1 protein-coding gene is annotated in these 759 nt (G+C 64.0%); it reads left to right on the forward strand.

Annotated features, from left to right (window positions below):
* Nucleotides 1–759, forward strand: a 759-nt coding sequence (locus ABU190_RS27270; protein WP_354692909.1) for a phosphoribosyltransferase family protein, incomplete at both ends; no start/stop codon positions are given.

The following is a 759-nucleotide window of genomic DNA, read 5'->3' on the forward strand; positions in this document are numbered from 1 at the left end:
CCCGACGCTGAATCCGTGCATGTTCGAATACGTGTATCTGGCCCGTCCGGATTCATGCCTCGACGGCGTGCCGGTCTACAACGTGCGCCTGCGCATGGGCGACTATCTTGCCGAGAAGATCAAGCGCGAGCTGCCGAACGTGCCGATCGACGTCGTGATGCCGATTCCCGATTCGTCGCGCCCGGCCGCAATGCAGGTCGCCGCGAAGCTCGGCGTCGAGTATCGCGAAGGCTTCTTCAAGAACCGCTACGTCGGCCGTACCTTCATCATGCCGGGCCAGGCCGTGCGCAAGAAGTCGGTGCGCCAGAAGCTCAATGCGATGAGCATCGAGTTCAAGGACAAGAACGTGCTGATCGTCGACGATTCGATCGTGCGCGGCACGACCTCGCAGGAAATCGTGCAGTTGGCGCGCGATGCGGTCGCGAAGTCGGTGATCTTCGCGTCGGCTGCGCCGCCCGTGAAGTTCCCGAACGTGTACGGCATCGACATGCCGACGCGCGGCGAGCTCGTCGCGCATGGTCGCACCGACGAAGAAGTCGCGAAGATCATCGGCGCCGACCACCTGATCTATCAGGACGTCGACGATCTGCGCCGCGCGGTGCGCGACATCAACCCGAAGCTCGAACGCTTCGAGGCGTCGTGCTTCGACGGCAACTACATCACCGGCGCCGTGACGCCCGAGTACCTCGATGCGATCGAGCGTGCACGTCTCGCACCGGCATCGCAGGCCGATCGCGACACGGCGGGCGACACCGAACG

Source organism: Phytobacter sp. RSE-02 (genome assembly GCF_040578655.1).
Taxonomy (GTDB): domain Bacteria; phylum Pseudomonadota; class Gammaproteobacteria; order Enterobacterales; family Enterobacteriaceae; genus Phytobacter; species Phytobacter diazotrophicus.